The 24,644-nt window shown below is 28.7% G+C and carries 21 protein-coding genes; 13 read left to right on the top strand and 8 right to left on the bottom strand.

Translation table 11 applies throughout. The features are described from left to right. Window positions 1-11: 11 nt before the first annotated feature. The gene (locus JOP69_RS12205) at window positions 12-410 is read left to right on the top strand and encodes a DoxX family protein (RefSeq protein ID WP_203392866.1); all 399 of its coding nucleotides are present in this window, start codon (window positions 12-14) and stop codon (window positions 408-410) included. 144 nt (window positions 411-554) lie between these two features. Here the strand turns inward: JOP69_RS12205 and JOP69_RS12200 are convergent, their stop codons facing one another. The 4 genes from JOP69_RS12200 to JOP69_RS12185 are packed head-to-tail and all read right to left on the bottom strand — an operon-like array spanning window position 555 to window position 7,163. Beyond that, complete coding sequence (locus JOP69_RS12200; RefSeq protein ID WP_203392865.1) at window positions 555-1,412, bottom strand: class I SAM-dependent methyltransferase; 858 nt, start codon at window positions 1,410-1,412, stop codon at window positions 555-557. A gap of 57 nt (window positions 1,413-1,469) precedes the next feature. Further along, the gene (gene mnmG / locus JOP69_RS12195) at window positions 1,470-3,347 is read right to left on the bottom strand and encodes a tRNA uridine-5-carboxymethylaminomethyl(34) synthesis enzyme MnmG (RefSeq protein WP_203392864.1); all 1,878 of its coding nucleotides are present in this window, start codon (window positions 3,345-3,347) and stop codon (window positions 1,470-1,472) included. Between the two features lie 49 nt (window positions 3,348-3,396). Then, complete coding sequence (gene ybeY, locus JOP69_RS12190; protein ID WP_203392863.1) at window positions 3,397-3,807, bottom strand: rRNA maturation RNase YbeY; 411 nt, start codon at window positions 3,805-3,807, stop codon at window positions 3,397-3,399. Between the two features lie 2 nt (window positions 3,808-3,809). After that, complete coding sequence (locus tag JOP69_RS12185; RefSeq protein ID WP_203392862.1) at window positions 3,810-7,163, bottom strand: DUF4175 family protein; 3,354 nt, start codon at window positions 7,161-7,163, stop codon at window positions 3,810-3,812. Between the two features lie 135 nt (window positions 7,164-7,298). Between JOP69_RS12185 and JOP69_RS12180 the strand changes: the two genes are divergently transcribed. The 7 genes from JOP69_RS12180 (at window position 7,299) to JOP69_RS12150 (ending at window position 14,133) form a co-directional block, all read left to right on the top strand. Further along, entirely contained in the window at window positions 7,299-8,138 is an 840-nt protein-coding gene (locus tag JOP69_RS12180; RefSeq protein WP_203392861.1) for a hypothetical protein, read from the top strand. Between the two features lie 363 nt (window positions 8,139-8,501). After that, on the top strand, window positions 8,502-10,022 hold the full coding sequence (gene gltX, locus JOP69_RS12175) for a glutamate--tRNA ligase (protein ID WP_203392860.1): 1,521 nt from the start codon (window positions 8,502-8,504) through the stop codon (window positions 10,020-10,022). 208 nt (window positions 10,023-10,230) lie between these two features. Beyond that, entirely contained in the window at window positions 10,231-10,773 is a 543-nt protein-coding gene (locus tag JOP69_RS12170) for a hypothetical protein (RefSeq protein WP_203392859.1), read from the top strand. A 162-nt stretch (window positions 10,774-10,935) separates the two neighbouring features. Beyond that, window positions 10,936-11,865: an SPFH domain-containing protein gene (locus JOP69_RS12165; protein ID WP_197482032.1), complete on the top strand. Its 930-nt coding sequence runs from the start codon at window positions 10,936-10,938 to the stop codon at window positions 11,863-11,865. A gap of 172 nt (window positions 11,866-12,037) precedes the next feature. After that, on the top strand, window positions 12,038-12,355 hold the full coding sequence (locus tag JOP69_RS12160) for a heavy metal-binding domain-containing protein (protein WP_203392858.1): 318 nt from the start codon (window positions 12,038-12,040) through the stop codon (window positions 12,353-12,355). A 223-nt stretch (window positions 12,356-12,578) separates the two neighbouring features. Next, window positions 12,579-13,244: a LytTR family DNA-binding domain-containing protein gene (locus tag JOP69_RS12155; protein ID WP_203392857.1), complete on the top strand. Its 666-nt coding sequence runs from the start codon at window positions 12,579-12,581 to the stop codon at window positions 13,242-13,244. A gap of 19 nt (window positions 13,245-13,263) precedes the next feature. Further along, window positions 13,264-14,133: a LytTR family DNA-binding domain-containing protein gene (locus JOP69_RS12150; protein ID WP_203392856.1), complete on the top strand. Its 870-nt coding sequence runs from the start codon at window positions 13,264-13,266 to the stop codon at window positions 14,131-14,133. A gap of 197 nt (window positions 14,134-14,330) precedes the next feature. Here the strand turns inward: JOP69_RS12150 and tatA are convergent, their stop codons facing one another. The 3 genes from tatA to rnr all read right to left on the bottom strand — a co-directional run bounded on the left by tatA (window position 14,331) and on the right by rnr (window position 17,776). Then, a complete protein-coding gene (tatA, locus tag JOP69_RS12145; protein ID WP_203392855.1) occupies window positions 14,331-14,519 on the bottom strand; it encodes a twin-arginine translocase TatA/TatE family subunit in 189 nt (62 codons plus the stop codon). Between the two features lie 56 nt (window positions 14,520-14,575). Beyond that, window positions 14,576-15,265, bottom strand: coding sequence for a head GIN domain-containing protein (locus tag JOP69_RS12140; RefSeq protein ID WP_203392854.1), 690 nt, complete (start codon window positions 15,263-15,265; stop codon window positions 14,576-14,578). Between the two features lie 285 nt (window positions 15,266-15,550). Beyond that, a complete protein-coding gene (gene rnr / locus JOP69_RS12135; protein ID WP_203392853.1) occupies window positions 15,551-17,776 on the bottom strand; it encodes a ribonuclease R in 2,226 nt (741 codons plus the stop codon). Between the two features lie 115 nt (window positions 17,777-17,891). Here rnr and JOP69_RS12130 point away from each other — a divergent pair, with 115 nt between their 5' ends. From JOP69_RS12130 to JOP69_RS12115, 4 genes are all read left to right on the top strand, one after another. After that, the gene (locus tag JOP69_RS12130) at window positions 17,892-18,797 is read left to right on the top strand and encodes a diacylglycerol kinase family protein (RefSeq protein ID WP_203392852.1); all 906 of its coding nucleotides are present in this window, start codon (window positions 17,892-17,894) and stop codon (window positions 18,795-18,797) included. An 80-nt stretch (window positions 18,798-18,877) separates the two neighbouring features. Further along, on the top strand, window positions 18,878-19,051 hold the full coding sequence (locus JOP69_RS12125) for a hypothetical protein (protein WP_203392851.1): 174 nt from the start codon (window positions 18,878-18,880) through the stop codon (window positions 19,049-19,051). 622 nt (window positions 19,052-19,673) lie between these two features. Continuing rightward, window positions 19,674-20,108, top strand: coding sequence for a ribose 5-phosphate isomerase B (rpiB, locus tag JOP69_RS12120; protein WP_203392850.1), 435 nt, complete (start codon window positions 19,674-19,676; stop codon window positions 20,106-20,108). Window positions 20,109-20,207: 99 nt separating this feature from the next. Continuing rightward, window positions 20,208-20,648, top strand: coding sequence for a GNAT family N-acetyltransferase (locus JOP69_RS12115; protein WP_203392849.1), 441 nt, complete (start codon window positions 20,208-20,210; stop codon window positions 20,646-20,648). Between the two features lie 8 nt (window positions 20,649-20,656). On the opposite strand, the gene JOP69_RS12110 is transcribed toward JOP69_RS12115, so the two are convergent. Continuing rightward, window positions 20,657-21,592 (bottom strand): bifunctional riboflavin kinase/FAD synthetase, encoded by a 936-nt coding sequence (locus JOP69_RS12110; protein ID WP_203392848.1) that lies wholly within the window; start codon window positions 21,590-21,592, stop codon window positions 20,657-20,659. A 193-nt stretch (window positions 21,593-21,785) separates the two neighbouring features. Here JOP69_RS12110 and JOP69_RS12105 point away from each other — a divergent pair, with 193 nt between their 5' ends. Then, the gene (locus tag JOP69_RS12105; protein ID WP_203392847.1) at window positions 21,786-24,641 is read left to right on the top strand and encodes a TonB-dependent receptor; all 2,856 of its coding nucleotides are present in this window, start codon (window positions 21,786-21,788) and stop codon (window positions 24,639-24,641) included. Window positions 24,642-24,644 lie beyond the last annotated feature (3 nt).

The following is a 24,644-nucleotide window of genomic DNA, read 5'->3' as shown; positions in this document are numbered from 1 at the left end:
GAGAAGTAATTATGCGTTTTTTATCTGAATACCCAACGGAGGTTTTAATCTTACTCTTTTTAATAATCACTTATTTAATATCTGCCTTTGAAAAAATTTCTGATTGGAAAGGAAGTGTGAATTATATAGAAAGTCATTTTAAAAATTCTCCTTTAAAAAATAAAGTTTCTTTTTTATTGACAATTCTTTTCATAACAGAAATTATTGCATCGATATTAATGATAATTGGAGTGTATCAAATTTACATTTTTCAAATAAAAGAAATTGCATTACTCGGAATAGAGCTTTCTGCGGTAAGTATAATTTTTATGCTTATTGGTCAACGTTTGGCAAAAGATTATCCAGGAGCAATGTCTTTAGGTGTCTATTTTATCATTACACTTTGTGGTGTATATTTATTAAATAAGTAAAATTGATAGTTTTTTAATTATCCTATAAATAATATTTATAAAAAAAGCCCTTAAAACAATCGTTTTAAGGGCTTTTTAAATTTTATTAAACAACTAATACTATTCCTTATATAAAAATGATTTACAAATAGTTTAAAATCGATTTTAGCTCTTTTTAACTACATATATTAAGGAAGAGTACTCAGAAGTTGTTCTTGCTTTAAGATTTGAAACAAAACCTCTATGAAAAGCTTTAAGCGGATTCATTTTACCAGTTTTATATTTTTCACTTAAAAGAGAAACATAATAAGAATCAAATTTCATGGGTATCGTTTTTTCTACCACCATATTTTCTTCAGAAAACAGTTTATGAATTGAGGTTTGAGAAAAATGCCAAAGATGTCTTGGTACATCAAAAGCAGCCCAGTATTCTTTATAATATTTTGCATCGTCGCTTTTATAATTTGGAACCGCAATTACAATCCTTCCATTTTCAGAAAGTAGCTCTTTTAACTTTATAATATATTCCGATAATTTTTCTACATGTTCTAAAACATGCCAGAGAGTAATTACATCAAACTTTTTATTTTCAATTTCAAGTAATTCCTCTTGTAAAACAATTCCTTTTTCATTGGCAATATTTCTTGCATCAGCACTTGGTTCTATACCTAAAACATTCCACCCATTAACATCACATATTTTTAAAAAATCTCCTGTCCCTGCTCCAACATCTAAAATATTTTTAGACTCCGTTTTAAAAGAATTAATTAGCGCTAGTTTTCTTTTTAAGGTTATATTTTTTACAGCTTGATATACTTTATCCATCAATGATTTTTTACTATCAGTATGTGAAATATAGTTTTCACTTTTGTAGTAATTTTCTAAATCTACAGGCACTGGTGAAGTCACCAACATATCGTATTCTGTATTAAACATTACTTCATAAGTTTCATCTGAAACCGTAAAATCTTTACAATTTAAAAAAGGCTCTAATTTTGTATGAAGCACTCTTTTTTTCCCCATAATACTTTTTCTTTTCAAAATGTTCCACGAGGAACATTCACATTTTTTTTCATTATACTATCTACCCATATACACTAAAAGCACAGAAATGTCGCTGGGAGAAACGCCACTAATTCTACTTGCTTGTGATATAGATGTTGGTTGAATTTTACTTAATTTTTCTCTCGCCTCAAATGAAATCGATTTTACTTTTTGATAATCAAATTTAGAAGGAATCATTACATTCTCTAATCTATTTAATTTATCTGCATTGTTTTTCTCTTTCTCTATATAACCAGAGTATTTTAAATGAATAACAGCTTGCTCAATTGCTTCTTTGTCAATTTTATTTTCTTCTAAAAAGACGTTTAATTTCTCGACACTTTTAAAATCAGAAAAATCTAATTGAGGTCTTGCTGCTATTTTATAAAGCTTCATAGATTGATTAATTAAAGCCAAACCTTTTGCTTCTAAAATAGGATTTATCTCTTCTTGCTTTACACTTGTATTTTGTAAAAACTGAATTAATAAATCTGCTTTTTCTTGTTTTTCTATTACTCTATCTAATCTCTCTTGAGATGCTAAACCTAATTTAAACCCTAACGGAGTTAATCTTAAATCTGCATTATCTTGTCTTAACAAGGTTCTATATTCTGCTCTAGATGTAAACATTCTATAAGGCTCTTCGGTTCCTTTAGTAATTAAATCATCTATTAAAACACCTATATAAGCTTCGTTCCTTTTTAAAATAAATGGCTCTTTTTCTTGCGTTTTTAATGCTGCATTTACACCAGCCATTAAACCTTGTGCTGCCGCTTCTTCATAACCTGTTGTTCCGTTTATTTGACCTGCGAAAAATAAATTTTCTATAATTTTTGTTTCTAGAGAATGTTTTAATTGTGTAGGTGGAAAAAAGTCATATTCTATTGCATACCCATAACGTAAGAATTTTACATTTTCGAAACCAGCTACAGAACGAATTGCTTTGTCCTGGACATCTTCTGGAAGAGAAGTTGAAAACCCATTTACATACATTTCACAAGTAGTCCATCCTTCTGGCTCAATAAACATTTGATGTCTATCTTTAGTTGAAAAACGATCTATCTTATCTTCTATCGAAGGACAATATCTTGGCCCTGTAGATTTAATTCTACCATTAAACATTGGCGATCTATCAAACCCTGTACGCAACAAATCGTGCACATCTAAATTGGTATACGTAAGCCAACATGAACGTTGTTTTACCAATGCTTTAGTAGTTGGTAAATAAGAAAACTTTTCTGTTACTTCATCACCAGGTTGCTCAATCATTTTAGAATAATCTAAAGATCGTCCATCAACTCTTGGTGGCGTTCCAGTCTTCATTCTACCAGATTCAAAACCTTTAGCAACTAAATCTTCTGTAATACCGGTAGATGCTCCTTCTCCTGCTCTACCTCCACCAAAACTTTTATCACCAATATGAATTAAACCGTTTAAAAAAGTACCTGCAGTAATTACCACGGTCTTTGCTTTTATTTCTAAACCTAAAGCCGTTTTAACTCCTATAATTTTGTTGCCATCAAACAATAAACCATTTACAGAATCTTGATAAAAATCTACATTTTCTGTTTGCTCTAACATCGTTCTCCAACATTCTGCAAACTGCATTCTGTCTGATTGCGCTCTTGGACTCCACATTGCAGGTCCTTTAGATTTGTTAAGCATTTTAAATTGAATAGCGGTCTTATCAGTTACAATTCCACTGTAACCTCCTAGTGCATCAATCTCTCTTATTATTTGTCCTTTTGCGATTCCGCCCATGGCTGGATTACAACTCATTTGTGCAATATTTTGCAAATTCATTGTAATTAATAAGGTATGTGCACCCATATTAGCAGCGGATGCAGCAGCCTCACTTCCTGCGTGACCACCTCCTACTACAATAACATCGTATGTTGTTGAAAATAAACTCATTTTTTTATAGTTCCACGTGAAACTCTCTTAATTTTTAATTACTAATTTCTTAATTAAAGGCTGCCAATGCTTTATTCTCGGCTGCTCTCATCTTCTTTTTTTCTTCTTCAGACTTATCTTTATAACCCATATAATGCAATACACCATGAATCATTACTCTATGCAATTCATCTATAAAATCTTCCTTAAAATCTGTTGCATTATCTGCTACCCGTTCTACAGAAATATAAATATCACCACTCACCAACTTCCCTAAAGTGTTATCAAAACTAATAACATCTGTAAGTGTATCATGTTGTAAAAACTCCACATTTAATTTATGAAGATATGCATCATCACAAAAAATATAATTGATTTCACCAATACTATAATCATGATTTGAAACAATAGTATCTACCCAATATTCTAGCAGATTTTCATGATCTAATTTAAATTCAGTTTCGTAATTAAAAGTTACCATACCTACTCTTTTTTTATGTCAGAAAAATATTGTCTGACTTTCTTTTTATAATTTAGCTGCAAAGGTAACGATTGTCTATTTAATATTTCTGTTTGATTGTAAAACTGCTTTTTAAATTGAATAGCTTTTATATTCCGTTTTTGAGATTCCTTTAAACTAGCATTCGATTTTCTCTTTTTATCTTCTCCTTGCTCTAACGCCGCCTTATCTAATTTTAATAATTCGTAATTTAAATGCTCCATTTTTTGAAGCGTTCCAGCATTAAAACCTTTTTCTAAAATTTCGTTTTCTAAATCCTCCATCTTCTTTAAAGCTTTCTTAGCATCAGAATTACCACCATTACCATCTCCCTCAGACAACCTAATTTGTTTTTGCAATTCTTGCCTTAATAAACTTTGCTGCTTATAAATTTCATAGATTTCTCCATTTAAATCATCACTAGCACCACCTTCTCCATCTTCACCTTTCTTACCATCTTTACCTGGTTTATCCCCTTTACCTTCTTTTCCTTTTTCACCTTTCTCTCCAGGCTTACCCTTTTCTCCAGGTTTCTTTCCTTTCTTCATTCCATCCTTCATCTTTTTAGACAATTCTCCCTGTTTCTTAATTAAATCTGGCAGACTAAATCCTTGTCCTTTTCCTTTCTTTCCTTTACCCATTTTCATGGACATAGAATTTTTCATACTACTTAAAATGTTACTTAAATAATCTGCTAAACTATTTACAGAAGTCATTACATAACGTTGGTTAGACACTCCGTTTATAAAGAGATTTTCAGAAAAATTATATAAAGACTGTTCTAAATTATAATGAGTAGTAGATAAATCATCCTTAATTTTAGATGAAATTTTAGGCACTCGCATAGACAACACATACAAGCTATCGTCTATATGTTCAAAATAAGTTCTTAGTTCATTTTGCCTCTTTAAGTCCTTACCAAAATTTGGATGTGACGTAGAACTTTCTTCAAACTTATTCATTAATTTTTCCTGACCAAAAGAAAAAATAACTAAGTTTTCTAAAATTTTTCGCAAGTCATCCATATTCTCTTCCATAGATTCCCCTTCCATATCCAGCATCGCTTTTTGCATTTTAGCGCTCATTTCTTTCATCTTTTTAGATGATTTCTTTTGACTACTTTTTGCTTCACTCTTATTTTCTTTAGAAAGTTCTTCTTCAGACATATTTAATTCTTCCTCTATATTTTCTTTTTCATCTTCCACATCCGGAAGTTCCATAGGTTCTTTTAATTTTTCATTATCCTTATTTAAGTCATCCAACTCCTTCTTAATAGCATCAAACTCCTTTTTAATATCTTTCTGAGCATCTAAAGTAGCTTCTTTGCTTTCTGATAACTCCTCTTGTTTTTTAGATAATTTATCAATCTTATCTGCAATTTGCATTGTTTTCTGCTCTACATAAAAACGCTTCGTCAATTCTAAAATACGTTCTAAACTTCTTTCTTGTTGCTTATTTTGTTGTGATAATTCTTTCGCTTTTTTTAACAAATCATCTTTGTTAAGTTTCTCTGCCATTTTCTGAATTTCATCTAAAAGCTTTTGTTGCTTGTCTAATTTCTTTAATTCCTCAATACGCTTTTTTAACTCTTCTTTTTTATTCTGAAGATCCTCATTTTCTTCTTTCTTTTCCTCTAAATTATCTTGTAATTTTTCAGTTTGATGTTGCATCATTTTATTATAATTGTTCTGACGCTCTACTAACTTTTCTATTTTCTTTTTATCATTCCAATTAAACTTCTTCTTTCCTTGTAAATCTTGCTGAACCTTTTCTAAATTTTTCTGTTGATTCTTTTGTTTCTGTATAGAATTTTCAATATTATTAATGGTATTTTTTTGTTCTTGCAATAACTCCTCCTCTACTTCATCACTTGTTTTTTGCCGAAAATTAAAAACTTTACTCTTAGTTTTTTTACCTCCGTTTACAGCATCATTATCTGAAACCTGAAAATAGAATTCATAATTAACACCTTCTATAAGATTTAATCCTATCGGAAATTGATAAAAAAAAGATTGAATATTTTGATTGGATATTTCTAAATTGCAGCTATTTTTAATTGCTGATTGTAACTCATTATAATAAACAATCTGTAATTTTCTAATACCATAATCATCAGAAATCTGACCAGCAAATTCTGATGTTCCACGTGAAACACTATCAATATTAGATTGCACACTAATTAAAGGAAACTCATCTTTTACAACATCTACAGAAAATTGTAAATTCTCAAAATCTTTTAAATTATTATTTGAAGAAGCAATATTGTAATTCAGTGTATTTTTAATTGTTTTAGAATATTTAAATTGATGCTCATCTATTTGCCTAAAAAAAGATCTCATTTTATTGTAAATAAAAGCCACAGAATCTGTTTGGTTTGTAGATACATTCCAAGTAATGGTTGTACCTTCGGGAACTATAATATTACCAGAGTTTTTAATAGTTTCATTTTTCTTATTTAGATATCTTGGATAATTAATATCTAAAGAAATACTATTAATGGTAGGTGTTTTTATTACTTCTATATTATAATTTTGAGATTGAACCCCATTTGCTTCAATAAAAAAATCAATTGGATTTTGAACATCAGAAAACGTATAAGAAAACGTTCCGTTCCCATTATTTTGTAAAAAATATTTCTGATTTTCAAAATGGATCTGTGACTCCATAGGTAACACTTTTCCTTGGGTCTCAACCAAAATAGAAATAGACTTTCCTTGTACCACTTTTAAATCCGTATTATTTAATAAAAATTTAAATGGAGCAGGCGGATTATATGCCGTATTATGATGTACAACACGTTGTAAACTTTGAGATAATTTATCGTTATTATCTGTAAATAAGGTAATTAAAAAAATTAAAATAGGAATTATAGCATATTTTAAGTACTTTTTATTCTTTTTAAAATCTACAGCCTTTACAAATGGAATTGGTTGTAACTCTTCTGATTTTTGATCAATACTAGCCAACAATAAATCAGAATTATTACTGTTTTTTTTCAATTGCAAAACATTCAATAATTTATCTTGAACCGCAGGAAAATGATCTCCAATAATTTTAGAAGATTGCTCAAAAGAAATTCCTTTTCTTAAACCAACTAATTTAAAAATTGGGATAAAAATAAATCGAACTAACAAAAACAACTCTACTAATAAGAAAACCCAAAATAAAATAGTTCTAGCGGTTGGCTTTAACCACAAAAAATATTCTATAAATACCGTGAAAAAAAAATACAAAAATCCTAAGGAAATAAATAATATACTTCCTTTTATCAATTCACTTATGTAATACTTCCGTGTAAACTGACGTAATTTCTCCTCAATTTTTTTAAATCCGCTCATAATTAACTAATAAAAATACTATTTTTACTTCGATACACCATCAAATAATTGTTAAAACGATTTTTGTAAGTATTTATAAACTTGTTCTACCAAAAAATTAACCTGTCAATTACAATCAAAATTACATCCATTTATATGAAAAAAGTAACGCTATTATTATTCCTTTTAACAAGTTTATCAATATTTTCTCAAGGACCTTGGACTCAAAAAAAAGGAAAATTTTACACACAAATTTCGTTCACTACAATACCTAGTTATAACGAATTATTTGGCAACCCAGATTATGAAATTCCAGGTAAAATAACAGACAATACAATTCAACTTTATAGTGAATATGGTATTACAGATAATACAACATTGATTGTAAATGTGCCTTATAAAATTATTAAACATAAAGGATTAGTAAATCCTTGTTTAATTGGTCCTTGCCCAGAACATTCAAATAAAGAAAATAATTTAGGAAATATTGAAATTGGGATAAAACACAATTATTATAAAAAAGACTGGCTACTTTCTGCTCAGTTTTCTGTTGAAGCAAACACGGGTTCTTTTGATAAAAATTCGGGAATTAGAACGGGTTATAATGCATATACTTTCACTCCCCTATTTTTAGCTGGAAAAAGTTTTAAGAAATCTTATTTACAAACTTTTATAGGAACTAAAATTAGAACTAACAACTATAGTTCTAACTTTAAAGTTGGTGGTGAGTATGGTGGTAAAGTTTCTAAAAACATTTGGTTGATAGGTTTTCTAGATATCGAAAAATCATTTAAAAATGGTGATGTTGTTTTACCTTATTCAAATTTAGATACAGGTTTATATGTTAACAACCAAGAATATGGTGTAGTTGGTATAAAAGCAATTGGAGAGTTTTCTAATAATTTTGGAATTACAGCAAGTTTACCAGCTGCCTTTTTTGGAAACAATGTTGCCAAACAAGTTGCTTTATCGGTAGGACTTTATAAGAAGTTTTAGAAAATTACAATTCAATATATTAAAACTTCGACAAGCTCAGTTTGACATTTTGAGTATAAATTGATATTCGTATTTAATTTATACTATTATAAAATTCATAAAAAATCTATGCATCCAATTAAAAAGACCAATGTCTGTTGGAACTTGTAGAAGACTTTTTAGCACCATTCATTTAGAACCTAATAAGATTATTTATATTTATTCCTCTTTTGTAATTCAAAAACACCGCTATTTTTTCTTTTCTCTAATTTCTATTCTCTCTTTTAAAAAGTATCTTTGCACATTAAAAAAATACCTTAAATATTTTTTAAGGTACATTAACAATGTCTTTCCTGAAAAATCAGGAATTTAAAAATAAAAAAAATGGAATCTAATGTTCGCGTTCGTTTTGCACCAAGTCCTACAGGACCTTTACATATTGGAGGTGTAAGAACAGCTTTATACAATTATTTATTTGCTAAAAAATATAATGGAACTTTTGTACTTCGTATAGAAGATACAGACCAAACGCGTTATGTTGCAAATGCAGAACAATATATTATAGACGCTTTAGAATGGTGTAATATTCCTTTTGATGAAGGTCCAGGAAAGAACGAAAAATTTGGTCCTTACAGACAATCGGAACGTAAAGAATTATACAAAGAATATGCAGATAAACTAATAGCAACTGATTGGGCATATTACTGTTTTGATTCTCCGGAAGCCTTAGATGCAGAAAGAAAAGCACACGAAGCAGAAGGAAAAACCTTTATTTACAATTGGCATAACAGAGCTGGCGGAACGTTAGTAAATTCTTTAGTTTTAACAGATGATGAAGTACAAGCTAAAATAAATGCTGGTGAGAATTATGTAATCCGTTTTAAAACGCCACAAGATGAGCTTTTAAGAATGGAAGATGAAATACGTGGTAATATTAGAATTGACACCAATACTTTAGATGATAAAATTTTATTTAAAGGAGACGGAATGCCAACGTATCATTTAGCTAATATTGTTGATGATCATTTAATGGAAATCTCTCACGTAATTCGTGGTGAAGAATGGTTACCTTCTATGCCTTTGCATGTTTTATTATACAAAGCTTTTGGTTGGGACGCTCCTAAATTTGCGCATTTACCATTAATTTTAAAACCAGTTGGTAAAGGAAAATTAAGCAAACGTGATGGCGATAAATTAGGTTTCCCAGTATTTCCTTTAGAATATACCAACGAAGTTTCTGGCGATGTTTCACGTGGATATAAAGAAGATGGTTATTTTTCTGATGCCTTTATTAACATGTTGGCTTTCTTAGGATGGAATCCTGGAACAGAACAAGAAATTTTTAATTTAGAAGGATTAATTGAAGCTTTCGAATTAAAACGTGTTAGTAAATCTGGCGCAAAATTTAATCCGGATAAAGCTAAATGGTTCAATCAACAATATATGCAGACCAAGTCTGATGATGAGTTGACGGATTTATACTTGCCTATTTTAGCTGAAAAAGGAATTACAAAAGACAAAGAGTTTGTTTTAAACGTAGTTGCATCAATTAAAGAAAGAGCAACTTTTGTAAATGATTTTTGGGATTTATCTAGTTTCTTTTTCAAAACTCCAACAGAATACGATGCAAAAGCTTCCAAAAAGAATTGGAAGCCAGAAACTGGCTCGTTAATGCAAGAGTTAGTATCAGTTATTGAAAAAATACAAGATTTTTCATCAGAAAATACCGAGAAAGAAATTAAAGAATGGATTACTGCTAAAGAAATTGGTTTTGGTAAAGTAATGCAACCTTTACGATTGTCTTTAGTTGGTAAATTAGCTGGTCCTCACCTATTTGATATCATTGCAATGATAGGTAAAGAAGAAACAATTAAAAGGATAGAAAACGCAATTGAAAAATTGTAGCTAAGAATTTTACCAAATAAGAATAATAACATACAGTTTTGTCATTTCAACGAACGGAGAAATCACATAAAGTTAGATAATTTCAGATATCATAAATTATGAGATTTCTCCTATCGTCGAAATGACAATTGGACGTATTATTATTTTTTTTTCGTAAAATTGAATCGAAATGTTTTTAATATCTTGCAGGAAAAATAAAATTATCATCATGAAAAAAATAATCTTACTTATAGCATTAAGTTGTGTTTTTACAACTCAAGCTCAATATGGGTACGGAAACAATAATGGTAGACAACGACAAAATCAATTGCCGCAAACCGAACAAAAGGCTCCAGAACCTAATTTTGATGTAGAAAGATATATTGGTATTGTAAATTATGATATAGAAAAAGCAGCTAAAAAATCGAGTATAAAGCTATCATCTAACGTAGGTAAAGAATTTTCTAAGGTATTAACCAAATACAATAAAGATATTAAAGATATTACTAGAATTAACACTTTTGTATTAAGAAGCACTAAAGATTTGGTTGAGAACTATCAGAAAAAAGTCATAAAAACTGGGGATAATTCTTCTCAGAAAAAAGTAATGACAAAAATGGGAGAAAACCTAAAACCAATTTCTGAAATTCTAAAGAAAGAAGATTTAATATTGGATAAAAAAATGAAAGTTTTACTTTCTGAAAAACAATATAAAAAGTGGATTAAATACAATAGAAAAATATATAAAATTTTTCCGAAAGAAGAAGCATAAAGAAAACACTTAACAACTTTTAAAAATCCTGTAAAATTTACGTTTTACAGGATTTTCTTTTTAAAAAATTGTAACATTTATATAAAAGTGCGTCCTATAAATAACTACTGAAAATCAGTATCTTTACATAAAACAAATTATTAACTTATTTAAAAATAAACTATGATACCAACTTCTATTATTATTCCTATTGTTATAATTGCACTTATCTTGTTTTCATCATTTTTTATGGTGAAGCAACAAACTGCTGCTATTATTGAGCGTTTTGGAAAATTTCATAGCATTAAACAATCTGGACTGAAATTAAAAATTCCTTTTGTTGATAAAATTGCTGGAAAATTGAGTTTAAAAATTCAACAATTAGATGTTATTATTGAAACAAAAACCTTAGATGATGTTTTTGTAAAATTAAAAGTTTCTGTACAATATAAAGTAATTACAGAAAAAGTATATGATGCTTTTTATAAATTAGATTATCCGCATGACCAAATAACTTCTTATGTTTTTGATGTGGTAAGAGCAGAAGTACCAAAAATGAAATTAGATGACGTTTTTGTTAAAAAGAATGATATTGCTATTGCTGTAAAAACAGAATTAAATGATGCCATGTTAGATTATGGTTTTGATATTATTAGAACTTTAGTTACCGATATTGATCCCGATGCGCAAGTAAAAATTGCCATGAACAGAATTAATGCTGCCGATAGAGAAAAAACAGCAGCACAATATGAGGGAGATGCACAAAGAATTTTAATTGTAGAAAAAGCAAAAGCAGAGGCAGAAAGTAAACGATTACAAGGACAAGGTATTGCAGACCAAAGACGTGAAATTGCACGTGGTTTAGAAGAGTCTGTAGATGTTTTAAACAGAGTTGGTATAAACAGTCAAGAAGCTTCTGCATTAATCGTTGTAACGCAACATTATGATACTTTACAATCTATAGGTAGTGAAACAAATAGTAACTTAATATTGCTACCAAATTCGCCACAAGCAGGTAGTCAAATGCTAAACGATATGGTTGCAAGTTTTACAGCAAGTAACCAAATTGGTGAAGCTATGAAAAATGCAAAACCAAAAAAATTAGATAAATAATTCAACAACCTTAAACCAAAGGTAAAAGATATGCTTCTATAACAAATATTTAATATTTAGAGGGAATAATTGTGGTAACAAACACTAGCCTATAACCCTAAAATTGAACATAACCTTACTTCATCTTTTATCTATCTTATAAAAGATGAAGTTTCTTATAAAACAAAAATAAATGATTGTAACAACAACTCCCACCATAGAAAACAGACCTGCAACCCAATATTTAGGCATTGTAACAGGCGAAACAATTATTGGAGCTAATTTTATTAAAGATTTCTTTGCAGGAATTAGAGATATAGTTGGTGGACGCTCTGGTTCTTATGAAAAGGTTTTAAGAGAAGCCAAAGATTCTGCTTTAAAAGAAATGGAAGAAATGGCAAACTCTTTAGGTGCACAAGCCATTGTTGGTGTAGATTTAGATTATGAAACCGTAGGTAAAAATGGAGGAATGTTAATGGTTACAGCATCTGGTACCGCTGTAAAACTATAATAATTTAATATTCCAAAATATTTATTATATTTCTACCCAAAATAACCCCTTGATTAAAACGATTAAAAAATTCTATAAAAAAAAAATTAATTTAGAAACTTATATATCAAATAAGCTACCAATAACTATATTTCATGGAATACTAGTTTTTATATTTCTAAATGTTTTTAAACCATTTAAATTATACCTTTTAAAAGAACTTTTATTTGGTTATACTATTTTAATGGGTATTTTAACTTTTATAATTCCTTTTTTACTATTTGTACTCTTAGAAAAAATAAATTATAAAAAATGGACTTTAACTTCTCTTACCTTTCTTTTATTTTTTTTTATTATAGTTTATAGCTACATATTATGGTTTTCTAGCGGTATTTATAAGGATATTACCGGTTTGGTAAAATTATCTTTTTTACTTTTTTATAAGTATTCTGCTAGTTTAGCAATATTATCTATAGCTACTATTTATATTTTAAATGATAGAATAACAGTATTTAAGAGCAAGAAAAATAGTAATATAAAAGAACAAATTAGTGAAACAAAGACACAAGAAATAACAATCTATTCCGAAAATAAAAAAGATAATTTAACAATACATATTGATGAATTAGTTTATGCATCTGTATCAAGTAATTATACAAGTGTCTTTTTAAATACTAAAAATGGAATAAAAGAAATGGTGTTAAGAATTACTTTATCTAAGATTTTTATTCAAATAAACAGTCATCCTCAGTTTTTTAGATGTCATAAATCTTATATGATAAACACTTCTTTTTTTGACTCTTTAAAAGGAAATACCAGAAGATATTATTTAGAATCTACATTGTTAACAACACAAATTCCGGTTTCTAGAAGTTTTAAAAAGGAAGAACTTCTAAAAATTATTGGCTAATTTAAAAATTTAATTTTCTATGAAAAAATTTATTAAATGGCTCACAATGCCTTATTATTTTAATCCATCTATAAAATTTAAACTTAAAGTAAGTTTTTCTCTTGGGTTATTCATCTTCCTTTTTTTATATATTTTTAGACCGTTTTATTTAAATCTATTTAAAATAATTATTTTAGAATATACTTTAGGTATTGGTATTATTGCCTTTATATCTACCTTTCTTATTTTATATGTACCAGCATTTATTTTTAAAGATTATTTTAATGAAGATAATTGGACTATTGGTAGAAATCTATTTTTAATGGTGGTAGGTATTACAATTATGGGAATTATTGTTTGGTATTTTAGTAATCTATATACAGCATCTTATAACCTAAGAAAATTTGGTCTTTTAGAATTTCTATCTTACATGTTTTTAATTACTCTAATTCCTTTAACCTTTTTTGTTTTTATCAATGAAAAAAATATAAGAGAAAGAAGAGAAAAAAAGGTCTTAGAAATTAAAGAAATAAAAAAAGAAATTGATATTTCTAAAAAACTTGCCAGTGAAATTTCTATTACTTCAGATAATGGAAAAGAAGTTATTACTTTTAATATAGATGATTTAGTTTATGTTACTTCTCAAGGAAACTATGCAAGTTTCTTTTTATTACAAGAAAATGATTTAAAAGAAAAAATACTAAGAGTTACTTTAACAAAAATAGCCACAGAATTAAAAGAATACTCTAAAATTATTAGATGTCATAAAAGTTATATTGTTAATGTAAATTATATAACAGATATTTCGGGTAATGCACGAGGTTATTTATTAGAATCAGAATTTATTCCTATATCTATTCCTGTTTCTAGAAGTTTTTCTAAACAATCTTTACTAAGATGGTTACAATAAGTATTCCCATTTATCCCAAATATCCCTAAAACCTTCCTGTTTATAACAAATATTTATTTATATCATAGAACATATATATATTTGACTCAGATAAAAATGGATTAAAAATTTTGGGGGATTTTTTTAATTCAAAAGTAAAAAGCTCAACTTGTTTTATACAAATTGAGCTTTTCTTATTTATAAAAAGTAAATTAAACTTACTTCTTCTCTTCTAATTTTTCTTCCGGCTCTTCTTTAGCAGCATTTTTAAACTCTTTAATTCCACTTCCTAAACCTTTCATTAATTCCGGAATCTTCTTTCCACCAAATAATAGTAAAACTACTACTACGATAATGATTAATTGTGGACCACCAATGAATACAAAATTTGTTGCTAAACTATACATGTTTTCTTTAATTTAATGTTGCAAATATACAAAAAAGCATATTACAGCAACAGTTGTTAATTTCTTTTTTGAATAATACCTCCAATTACTTTTTTATCTTTAACAACTTTCGGATTTCCTTTGTAAAATATAGATCCTCCAAAACTTACTTTAGCACTTAAAGATTTTCCTGCTAAAATTTCTGCTTTTGCTCCTGTTCCTGCTAAAATATTAGAATTACCAGAAATTTTCATTTCAAAACCATTATAAACACCATATAAATCTACATCTACTTCTTGGCTTTCTGCACTACCTGTAAGTTTAATAATCCCTCCAGAAGACGTCCTAACCGTTAAATATTTAACTTTAGATGTTAGATTAATAAAAGCTCTTTCTTGCGATTTTACTTCTAATTTATCTTGATTTACATCTTTACCAGTAATAGTAGCACCTTCATTTGCATCTATAATAGCTATATTTTTATTGTAATATAGTTTTATTAAAATTTTGCCGTCTGCAGCATTATTTTCTGGTTTTAAAGAAAATGGTAATGATAATTTTAAGGTGTTATTTACATTCTTAATTTTTACCATTTCAGATTTTTCTCCAGTAATTTCTAATTTTTGATCCGCAGATTTTATCAACTCTAACTCTATTCCGTTATACACTTTCAATTCAGAATAATCTCCTAAATTTTTAGTTACCATTGTCTGTGCAATTGTTATATAACTTAACATAAGAGCACATATAAATATTATTTTTTTCATTATTTTAAAATTTGATTACTATATTAAAATCAATAAGTATACCACTATAAAGACTTTTTACGCTTTTTATTGTCGCAAAAATAATAAAGTTATTACCTCTCAAGTAGTAAAATTTCATTATTTATATTGAAATTCCCGCAGCTGCGGGAATTCTATATCAAAAATTTAATCAACAAACTCAATCCAAGGCTAAGAAGTGTGCTTCTGAAACAACTATTTTTCATTTTAACACAATTATCTGTAAATTAAATACTTGGATATATACCTGTTATTAAAATTTTATATTTAATCTTCTATTAAAGCAAAATCTAAATGCTTTCTTTCTAAATCTGTATGTTTAACTCTTACTTTAACATCATCACCTAATTGATACATATTTTTAGAAGCTTGACCAATAATTGCATATTGTTTTTCATCAAAAATATAATGATCACTCTTTATATCTCTAAGTCTTACCATTCCCTCACATTTATTAGAAGAAATTTCTACATAAATACCCCATTCGGTAGCTCCTGTAATAACACCATCAAAAATTTCATCTTTATGATCTTGCATGTATTTTACTTGCATGTATTTAATAGATGATCTTTCTGCTTTAGAAGCTAATTCTTCTCTGTTTGATGAATGTTTACATTTTTCTTCATAAGGATCTGCTTTTGGGCTATCTCCGCCATCTAAATAGTGTTGAAGCAGTCTGTGTGTCATTACATCTGGATAACGTCTAATAGGTGACGTAAAATGGCTGTAATAATCAAAAGCCAATCCATAATGCCCAATATTTTGAGTTGTATACACTGCTTTAGACATGGTTCTAATGGTTAAAGTCTCAATCATGTTAGATTCTGCTTTACCATGTACATCACTTAATAACTTATTTAAAGAATCTGATGTAGCTTGTTTAGTATCCGTATTAATTTTATACCCAAACTTACGAACCATATTTTCTAAAGAAGCCAGTTTTTCTACATCTGGTTCATCATGTACCCTATAAATAAACGTTTTGTTTGTTGCTTTTCCTTTAGAAAAACCAACAAACTCCGCTACTTTTCTATTCGCTAACAACATAAATTCTTCAATTAATTTGTTAGCATCTTTAGATTCTTTAAAGAAAACACCCACTGGGTTTGCTTCTTCATCTAAATTAAATTTTACCTCTACCCTATCAAAAGAAATGGCTCCAGCTTTCATTCTTTTTTTACGAAGAATTTTTGCCAATTCATCTAATTTTAAAGTAGCTTCTACAACTTCTGGTGCTACTACATAAGATTCATCTGTAATAGAAATATCTTCTGGCATTGTATATGGCTGAACATCATCAGATAATTTTACATTTTCTATAATAGATTGTGCTTCTTCATACGCAAAACGTTGGTCTGAATACGTTACCGTTCTACCAAACCACTCACCTACTAATTGTGCTTTTTCATTCAATTCAAACACGGCAGAAAAAGTTAATTTTTCTTCATGTGGCCTTAAAGAACATACTCCGTTAGACAGCATTTCTGGTAACATTGGCACTACTCTATCTACTAAATATACAGATGTTGCTCTTTTATAAGCTTCATCGTCTAAAATAGTTTTTGGTTGTAAATAATGCGAAACATCTGCAATATGAATTCCAATTTCGTAATTCCCGTTTTCTAATTTTGTAAATGATAATGCATCATCAAAATCTTTTGCATCTTTAGGATCTATCGTAAAAGTTAAGTCTTTACGCATGTCTCTACGCTTAGAAATTTCTTTTTCTGTAATTTCTGTAGATAACGATTCTGCTTCTTTTTCTACTTCTGGCTCAAACTCATATGGCAAACCATATTCTAATAAAATAGAATGCATTTCTGTATTATGATCTCCTGGTTTACCAAGAACTGTGGTAATTTCTCCGAAAGGATTTTTAGAATTTTTAGGCCAATCTAACAAAGTAGCTTGCACTTTATCTCCGTCTACTGCCCCATTTAATTTACTTTCAGATATAAAAATATCTGCGTACATTTTGTTATTATCTGGCACTACAAAACCAAAATTTTTGGTTTTACTTTTCTGTAAAACACCTACAAATTCTGTTTTTGCACGTTCAATAATTTCTACAACATCGGCTTCATATTTTTTTCCACTTCGTCTTTTATAAACATACGCTTTTACAGTATCATTATGTAAACCTTTACCCAAATTAATATTTGGTATAAAAATATCGTCTTCATAATCATCTGTTACAAAATACCCATTTCCGGTAGAAGTTACATCTAAAGTACCAATAGAATATTTTCTATCAAGATTAACTTGAAACTTACCTCTTTCTACTTCTTTAATTTCTTTAGTTGCAGCTAATTCTGCTAATTTCTTAATTATTTGGGTTTTCCCATCCGTATCAGAAATTTTTAATTTTGCAGCAATTTGCTTATGATTATAAGATTTTTCGCTGTCTTGTTTTAATACTTTAAATATATTTCTGGTTAAGTCTTTTACAACATTCCCTTTCTTTTTATATATTTTTTTCTTCTTTTTTGTCATTAATTCTTACTTCTTATTATATGATACCAAATTACAAATTTTTACTGTGATTGCCTATTAAAAAATAGTTATCAATCTATTATTGTATTTTGGGCTTACTTTAATTATTATTTTTATGTCTACATCTTGGTTTATAATTGCAAATCCTATTTCTGGAAATCGGAATTTTTCTAAACAATGGAAGGAAATTCAACAATTATTAAACAATAAGAAAATAGACTTTTCTTTTGCTTTTACAAAATTTTCTAAACACGAAATTGAATTGGTGAATACCGCAATTCAACAAGGTTTTAGAAATATTATTTCGATTGGTGGAGATGGAACACTACATAACGTAGTTAACGGAATAATGACGCAAAGGTACGCAAAAACTTCTGATATAACTATTGCTGTAATTCCACAAGGAACTGGTAACGATTGGATAAAGACGTATAACATACCTAATAACGTTAAAAAAGCGATTGAAATCATTCATAAAAAGAACATTATTTTACAAGATATTGGTGTTTTAGAAACTGATAATAGAACTGTTTTTTTTAATAATGTAGCAGGTTTAGGCTATGATGGTTACATTGTTAATAAACTTAAAAATTTAAAAAATTTTGGCTCTCTAGCGTATATATTAAGCGGAATAGCGGGGTTATTATTTTATAAAAAAACAGTGTTTAAAATTATTTTTGATGATAAAATACTAGAAACTAATTGTTTAATGACTGTTTTTGGTATTTGTAAATTTTCTGGTGGCGGAATGCAGTTTACAAAAAATGTAAATACTACCGATGGTTTATTAGATATTACCATTGCTAAAAACCTCACTATCTTCGATCTAATTTTTAATCTTCCTAAATTATACTCTGGTAAAATTGTACATCATAAAAAAATTGAAACGTATAAAACGAAAGAGATAACTGTAATTCCACAAACCTCAAAACCTTTTATTCAAGCAGATGGAGAAGTGATTGATACCGGAAAAGTATCCGTAAAAATTATTGAAAAAGCCATAAATTTTGTGGTGAATTAACTTTTTCTTAATAAAATGTTAAATATTTAGTAATTTTTAAATAATTATACGTCTTTAAAGTAGAGTATCAAACTATTAGGATGAAAAAACTACACAAAATTATCGCTTTATTCATTTTTATATTTATTACAGGTATTTTAGTTACTGTAATAACTGTTAATACTTCTTTAAATAAACACGATTCTCAAAAAGAAATTGTAGAAATTCAAAAAGACACTTTGTATCTTTTAAAAGCAGAAAAGGAACTTGTTTAAATTTTATGTACTCCTAATATTATTATCTCCTACCCTATTTTTATTTTTTAAATCTTAAATTCTAATTTTTAAAAGGAAACTCTTTTTTTCGTTTTCAACAGTTATCAACATTCTATATTATAATTATTTTTCTTTTATAAATTTTTAAAAAACAATAATGGTTATAATAGTGTGTGAATAGCTACTATAAAAAAAACACTATTTATTTTTATATTTCAGTTATTAAAAACCATTGACAAGTTATGAGTTACTTAAAAGCTTAAAAATCAATTTAAAATTAGAGTTATTAACAATAGTTATAAACAGTAATGAACTTAAAATTCTTAATAGTTAACAACCAAATCGATGTAAACAAATGGTTAATTTTATGTTGATAAACTTTTATCAAAAACTCATAAAAAAAGTTGTGTATGTCACAGTAGTGGCTGTATTGTAATAATTATTTAAATTACCAAATTTACTTGTAAAAGTTTACTGATAGTTCTTAACAATTACCTAACATAGCTAAAGAGTTAAAAATTAAAAGGTTATTAAAAAAGTTATTTTTTTGATTGTTTATAACTGTTGATAACCGTTAGTTTCTGTATTTTTGTGACCACAACACAATTAAAATCAATTTATTATGACAATTGCCATTGGTAACGATCACGCAGGTACAGAATACAAATTCGAAATTATAAAACATTTAGAAGAAAAAGGGTATAAAATTCTAAATTTTGGAACCGACACAAATGATTCTATGGATTATCCGGATGCAATACATCCAACAGCAAATGCTGTAGAAAGTGGTAAAGCAGAAATGGGAATTATTTTATGTGGTTCTGGTAACGGGGCACAAATGACCGCTAATAAACACCAAGGTATTAGAGCTGCCTTATGTTGGAATAATGAATTGGTTGCATTAACAAGACAACATAATAATGCTAATGTGCTTACAATTCCTGCACGTTTTGTGTCTTTACAACAAGCATTGGGTTTTGTAGATATTTTTCTTTCTACAGAATTTGAAGGTGGTAGACATGGAGATAGAGTAAATAAAATTTCTTGCGCTGGGTAATTATTAAAATATTCTTGATACAAAATTTATAAAAAATAAATAAATGTCACTCGACCTAACTATTAGATCGAGTGATTTTTTCTTTTAAATTGATATAACATGGATTTCAAAATAAAATCTTTTTCAGAATTAAATACTACAGAATTGTATAGTATACTTCAATTACGATCGGAAGTTTTTGTGGTAGAACAAGATTGTGTATACCAAGATGTAGATTTTAAAGATCAAAAAGCACTACATGTTTTTGGTTTAAAAGATCATAAAATTGTGGCGTATACACGTATTTTTAAACCAGGAGATTATTTTAAAAATGCCAGTATTGGTAGGGTAGTAGTAGCAGCTTCAGAAAGAAAATATGGTTTTGGACACGATTTATTAAAAGCTTCTATTAAAGCTATTAAAGATGATTTTAAAGTGGATAAAATTACAATTTCTGCTCAAAAATATTTAAAGAAATTCTATGAAACGCATCAATTTATTCAAGTAGGTGAGGAGTACTTAGAAGATGGTATTCCGCATATTAGAATGGATAGAAAATAATTAGAAATTTACTTAATATTATTAGCTATATAATCCCTTGCAGTTTGTTCGTCTTTCTTAATCTGAACAATTAAGGTATCAATGGAACTAAACTTATTTTCATCACGTAAAAAATGAAGTAATTCTATGGTTAAGTTTTGGTTGTATAAATCTTGGTTAAAATCAAAATAATGAACTTCAATAGTTTGGTAAGTTCCATCTACCGTTGGTCTGTTTCCAATATTCATCACTCCAAAAACGGTTTTATCATTAATGGTAGATTTTACAACGTAAACACCCGTTTTAGGTATTAATTTATAAGATTCTTTTACATCAATATTTGCTGTTGGATAGCCAATTTTTCCACCTAATTTTTTTCCGTTTACAACAGTACCACTAAGCATAAAATTGTAGCCTAAATAATTGTTAGCAGTTTCTATATTTCCTTCCGCTAAAGCAGATCTTACTTTGGTAGAACTCACAGAAACATCATCTATATCTTGTGCCGGAATTTCTTCTACAACAAAATCATATAAATGGCTATATGCTGTTAATTGTACAATGTTACCTTCTCTATTTTTTCCAAAATGATGATCGTAGCCAATGATTAATTTAGAAATATTCAGTTTATTTACCAAAACATTACGCACAAATTCAAGTGCAGTCATTTTAGAAAATTCTTTACTAAAAGGATGAATAATTAAGTAATCTAATCCTGTTTTTTTTAGCAATTCTGCACGCTCTTCAATTGTATTAATCAATTCTATGGTAGTATCTTTTTGTAATACCATTCTAGGATGCGGAAAAAAAGTAAGTAAAACAGATTTTCTATTCGCTTTTTTGGCCTCTAAAACTAACTTGTCAATAATTTTTTGATGCCCAAAATGTACCCCATCAAAAGTACCAATGGTTACGTAAGTTTTTTCTGAAGTAGAAAAATTAGAAATATTCTGAATTGTATTCAAATAAAAATTAATTTTATGTTGTACAAATGTACAATAACTAACTGTTTTTATTTATAAGAGAAAGTGTAGATTTTTAAATTTATATTTGATAATATATGAGCTATATTTTATTAAAACCTTAAAATAAATACCTGTTTATTGAATTATTCAAAAAAAATTGTATTTTGCATTTAACTAACAAAAAAATCAAATTATGATAAAAAAAATTATACTTCTTGCGTTTATAGTTTTTAGTAGTGTAGCAATGGTTGGTCAAACCACGGTTACAGGTACTGTTACAGATGCTAAAACAGGAGAAACAATTCCTGGTGCAAACATTAAGATTTCTAGAAAAGCTTTAGGAACAACCACAGATTTTGATGGTCAGTTTGTATTTAATGTTTCAGAAAACCCGCCTTTTACTTTAGAAATTTCTGTTTTAGGATTTCATGTAGAAAAGGTAGAAATTACAAAAAACAACCAAAAAGTAATGGTTAATTTATTAGAGAATGAAACCTCTCTAGATGAAATAGTAGTTTCTGCTTCTAGAACTCCAGAACGAATTATGGAGTCTCCAGTTACCATTGAAAGAATGGATAGTAGAGCTATCAAAAACACTTCTGCACCTTCTTTTTATGACGGTTTAGAAAATTTAAAAGGAGTTGATGTAAATACCAATAGTTTAACGTTTAAATCTGTAAACACACGTGGTTTTGCAACCTTTTCAAACACTCGTTTTATGCAGTTGGTAGACGGTATGGATAATTCTTCGCCAGCATTAAATTTTGCATTGGGTAATTTATTAGGAATGTCTGAATTAGATGTAAACACTGTAGAGTTATTACCAGGAGCTTCTTCTGCATTATACGGTGCAAATGCCTTTAATGGTATTATGTTTATGACAAGTAAAAACCCTTTTGATGATCAAGGAATTAGTGTTTCTTTAAAAACAGGAATGACAAGTCAAGAGGCTGCAGGAGACAATGAATTTTATGATTTTAACATTAGAATGGCCTATGCTTTTTCTGAAAAATTTGCAGCAAAAGCTACTTTATCTTATTTAAAAGGAGAAGAATGGCATGCAACAGATTATAGAAATACAAAAGATGGAGTGTATGCTTCTGGAGATAGAAATTCTGATAGAAACTATGATGGTTTAAATATTTATGGAGATGAGGTTTCTACAAACTTAAGAGGGGTTGCACAAACTTTAGAAGGTTTAGGTATTTTACCAGCAGGAGCATCTGCACTAGTGCCTAATGAAAGTATAAGTAGAACTGGATATAATGAAAGAGATTTAATGGCTTACGAAGCAAAAAGTGTAAAATTTGCTGGGTCTTTAAATTATCGCCCTTGGGGTAATGATCGTTTAGAAATTATATGGAATTCTAAATTTGGTATTGGTAATACCATCTATCAAGGTACCAATAGATACAATATTAAAGACTTCTTTATGGAGCAGCATAAATTAGAATTGAAAGGTAAAAATTTCTTTGTTAGAGGATATGTAACAAATGAAGATGCGGGTAATTCTTATGATACCCGTTTTGCTGCTATTAATATTAATAGAGAATGGAAAGATGATAATACTTGGTTTGGGCAATATGCAGGAGCCTTTGTACAAGGAACCTTAGCAGGTTTAAATGCAGATCAAGCACATGCAATTGCAAGACAAACGGCAGAAACAGGAAGGCTACTTCCTGGTACAGCTGGTTTTGAAGCTGCTTTTGATAAAGTAACCTCAGATCCAGATTTAGCTACAGGAGCCAAATTTCAAGATAATACAAAATATTACCATGCAGATGGTAACCTTAATTTACAAGATTATATAGATTGGGCAGAGTTTCAAGTAGGAGGTTCTTACAGATTGTATTCTTTAAATTCTAACGGAAGTATTTTTACAGATTATGATGGTCCAATAGAATATAATGAATATGGTGTATACACACAGGCACAAAAGAAATTTTTAGAAGAAGACCGTTTAAAAGTAACCGCTTCTATTCGTTATGACAAAGCACAAAATTTTGAAGGTAACTTCTCTCCAAGAGTTTCATTTGCCTATGCTGGTGGGGAACATAAAAATCAAAACTTTAGAGCTTCTTTTCAAACAGGTTTTAGAAACCCAACAACACAAGACCAATACATTGGTTTAAATGCAGGAAGAGCTTATTTAGTGGGTTCTGCACCAGATAATTTAGATAGATATACTACACAGCCATTAATTGTTAGTGGAACAGGACAAAACTTTACAGGTTCTGGTACTACTACTGTGTCAGGTAGATCTGCATATGAAAATGCCTTTTCTGCAACCTCTGTTCAAAATTTTGCTGCAGGTAAAATTGCAGCTCCAACCGCTGCAAATGTTGCTTTGGTAAAACCAGAAAGAGTAACTGCTTTTGAAGTTGGTTATAGAGGTTTGGTAAATACAGGTGATACTAATAAAATTACCGTAGATTTAAGTGTGTATTACAATCAATATGAAGATTTTATAGCAAATAAAAATGTGGTAGTTCCTTTTTATGGAGATGTTGCTATGACACAAACAGCACCAGTAGGACCGGGTGGAGCTGCTGTTCCGTTGTCTTTAGTTGCTTTAGGTAGTGGAGATTTTGTAGCATTTCAAACGTATACAAACTCTGCGGCAGACATAAGCTCTTACGGAGCAACTATTGGTTTAAATACTAAGATTTTTAATGACTTTAACTTAGGCTTAAACTATACGTTTGCTAAATTTGATTTTGACCAAGCTTCTGATCCAGATTTTGAAGCAGGATTTAATACTCCAGAGCATAAAGTAAAATTACAATTTGGTAAAAGAGAATTGTTTAAAAACTTTGGTTTTAATATCAATGCAAGGTGGCAAGATAAATATAGATGGGAATCTACTTTCTTAGATGCAACAATTGCTTCTAGAACAGTGTTAGATGCACAAATTAACTACAGCGTTCCTTCTTGGAAATCTGTATTTAAATTAGGAGGAGCAAACTTAACAGGTAAAGAATATTTAAGTGCGCCAGGTGTTGGTGCAATTGGTTCTCAGTACTACATTTCTTGGACAATTAATAACTAAAAA

Origin of the sequence: Polaribacter sp. Q13, assembly GCF_016858305.2 — a bacterium.
Classification (GTDB): Bacteria; Bacteroidota; Bacteroidia; order Flavobacteriales; family Flavobacteriaceae; genus Polaribacter.
This window is presented reverse-complemented; position numbering and strand designations above follow the sequence as displayed.